The sequence below is a fragment of the Rugamonas violacea genome (assembly GCF_016461825.1).
GTDB lineage: Bacteria > Pseudomonadota > Gammaproteobacteria > Burkholderiales > Burkholderiaceae_D > Rugamonas.
The window spans coordinates 119,821-122,685 of sequence record NZ_JAEMNU010000016.1 but is presented as its reverse complement, the minus strand read 5'-3'; the positions used below and the strand labels follow the sequence as shown (position 1 = coordinate 122,685).

The window sequence follows — 2,865 nt, the reverse complement described above, 5'->3', positions numbered from 1 at the left end:
CCGGCGCCGCCGAGGTCAAGCCGGCCGCCGACGCGGCCGCCGCCGACACGCTCGACTTCAAGGCGCTGATCGCGCAAGCCAACGCGGCGGCCAGCGCCGCCGAGGCCAAGCCGGCCGACGCCGGCGCGGCCGCGGTCGCGGTCGCCACCACCACGCCGGCCGCCACCGGCGAACTCAAGCGCAGCGCGCCGGCCGCCGCCGCCGCCCTGCCGAGCGGGCAGCCGGCCGCCGAGCCAAGCGACGCGCCGGGCACCACGCTGGCCGATGCGGCCCGGGCCACGGCCCCCGAGGCCGGCGCCGACAGCATCAACAAGATCGAAACCAAGGCCCAGCCGGCCGACAACGCCGCCTTGCAGGCGACGCAAGGCCGGCCGCAGGCCGAGGCCGCCCCGCTGGGCCTGCCCGCCGGGCGCGAGGCCCGCGCCGAGACGCTGACGGCGGCGCGCGAAGGCGCCGCGCCGGCCGAGCTGCACGCCACCCAGGCGCCGGCCGCCGCCGCCGCGCAGGAGATCGCCAAGGCCGCCACGGCGCTGCCGGCGGACAAGCTCAGCGGCCGGGTCGGCAGTCCCGTGTGGGACCAGCAACTGGGGCAAAAGATCATCTTCATGGCCGCCGGCGGCGAGCAGAGCGCCTCGCTGAGCCTGAACCCGCCGGACCTCGGTCCGCTGCAGGTGGTGCTGAGCGTGTCGAACGACCAGGCCAGCGCCGCCTTCACCTCGGCCCAGCCGGAGGTGCGCCAGGCGCTGGAGGCGGCCATGCCGAAGCTGCGCGAAATGATGAGCGAGGCCGGCATCACGCTGGGCAACGCCACCGTCTCGGCCGACACCTCGGGCCAGCAACAGGGCTTCCAGCAACAGGCCGCCTCGGCGCAGAACGGCGGCCAGGGCGGACGCGGCGGCAACGGCGCTAACGACGGCGGCCGCTTCGGCGCCGGCGCCGACAGCGAGGCGGCGGCAAGGCCAGCGGTGCGGCGCCTGCCGGCCGGCGCGGTCGACACCTTCGCCTGAGATCGGCCGACCACCCCCAGCGGCAAAATCCAGGGTCGGACCCGCCGGGTCTGACCCTAGCCGTGCGCCCCTGGGTGGTTTTCGCCAAGCTGCCGACGCCATCCCCCCGCCCACTTCCCGCATTTTCCAACGTCCCCGGCCGTTTGTTGTTTGTTTCGCTATGGAAACGCCGAGATACGCCCTGTTCCCCCCTCTTTTCCACCGATCCAGCTGCGCACGCTTTGCCGATAATGACATAATGGCGTCATGATCCATTGACGCACCTTGCAGGGGAATTTTTGAAAGCGAATCCAAAAATGAAAGCTGATGCTAAAGCGGACGCGGCACCGGCCGGTGGCAAGAAAAAACTCTTGATCATCATCATCGCCGGCGTGCTGGTCCTGCTGGGCGGCGGCGGCGGCGCGGCCTGGTTCTTCATGCATGGCAAGTCGGGCGACGAAGCGCCGGCCAAGCCCAAGCACAAAGAGGTCGCCAAGGCCGGCCCGCCCGTGTTCGTGCCGGTCGAACCGTTCACCGTCAACCTGCAACCGGGCGAGGACGGCGCCGACCAGTATCTGCAACTGGCGTTCACGCTGGAAGTGGTCGGCCTGGAAGAGGTCGAGGTCATCAAGAACAATATGCCGAAGGTGCGCAGCCGCATGCTGTTGCTGCTGTCGGGCAAGCGCGCCAACGAGATCAACACGCCCGAGGGCAAGAAGCGGCTCAGCGACGAGATCGTCGAACAGCTCAGGAAGCCGTTCGAGGAACGCGGCCCACAGCAGGACGTGAGCGACGTTTTATATACTTCCTTCATCATCCAGTAAGACATCATGGCCGATAATTTTCTCTCCCAGGAAGAAGTCGATGCCCTCTTGAAGGGTGTCAACGGCGATCAGGACGACGCGCAGGCGCCGGAAGACGTCGCGGGAGTCAGAACCTACAACCTGGCGACCCAAGAGCGCATCGTGCGCGGGCGGATGCCGACCTTGGAGATCATCAACGAGCGCTTCGCCCGCTTGTTGCGCGTCGGCCTGTTCAACTTCCTGCGCCGCAGCGCCGAGGTGTCGGTCGGCTCGGTGCGGGTCTCCAAGTACAGCGAGTTCATCCGCAATTTGGTGGTGCCGACCAACCTCAACCTGGTGCACATGAAGCCGCTGCGCGGCACCGCCCTGATGGTGTTCGATCCGGGCCTGGTGTTCCTGCTGGTCGACAATCTGTTCGGCGGCGACGGCCGCTTCCACACCCGCGTCGAGGGGCGCGACTTCACCCAGACCGAGCAGCGCATCATCCTGCGCATCCTCGACATCGTCTTCGAGGCCTACACCAAGTCGTGGGAGCCGGTGTTCCCGGTCGAGTTCGAATACATCCGTTCCGAGATGAACACCCAGTTCGCCAACATCGCCACGCCGAACGAGGTGGTGGTGGCGTCGACCTTCACCGTCGAGCTGGGCTCCGTCTCGGGCCAGATCCACTTCTGCATGCCCTACTCGATGATCGAGCCGATCCGCGACTCGCTGACCTCCAGCCTGCAGGGCGAGGCGCTGGAGGTGGACAAGCGCTGGATCCGCCTGATGACCCAGCAGATCCAGATCGCCGAAGTCGAGCTGCTGGCCACGCTGGGCACGGCCAAGGTCAACTTCGACGACATCCTCAACATGCGGGTCGGCGACATCATTCCGCTGACCATCCCGGAGATGATTTCGGCCACCGTCGACGGCGTGCCGGTGATGGATTGCAGCTACGGCGTGTTGAACGGACAATACGCGCTGAAGGTCGAGAAACTGCTCGCCAACACCGACAACAGCAGCAAGTGACAGTAGTCAAAACAATATCCAAAACAGTATTCAAAGCAGCACACAAAACAGCACACAACCGCGGC

Annotated in this window: 3 protein-coding genes; all 3 read left to right on the top strand. The window is 66.9% G+C overall.

All coding sequences use genetic code 11. The features are described from left to right. The coding region (locus H7U20_RS03070) for a flagellar hook-length control protein FliK (protein ID WP_199518138.1) at positions 1-1,007 on the top strand (1,007 nt) is incomplete at its 5' end. A gap of 296 nt (positions 1,008-1,303) precedes the next feature. Then, complete coding sequence (fliL, locus tag H7U20_RS03065; RefSeq protein WP_199518137.1) at positions 1,304-1,810, top strand: flagellar basal body-associated protein FliL; 507 nt, start codon at positions 1,304-1,306, stop codon at positions 1,808-1,810. A 6-nt stretch (positions 1,811-1,816) separates the two neighbouring features. Then, entirely contained in the window at positions 1,817-2,800 is a 984-nt protein-coding gene (fliM, locus tag H7U20_RS03060) for a flagellar motor switch protein FliM (protein WP_199518136.1), read from the top strand. Positions 2,801-2,865 lie beyond the last annotated feature (65 nt).

Excerpts from the sequence above, each read along its gene's own strand:
- fliL (WP_199518137.1), top strand. The coding sequence starts at position 1,304 with ATGAAAGCTGATGCTAAAGCGGACGCGGCACCGGCCGGTGGCAAGAAA.
- fliM (WP_199518136.1), top strand. The coding sequence starts at position 1,817 with ATGGCCGATAATTTTCTCTCCCAGGAAGAAGTCGATGCCCTCTTGAAG.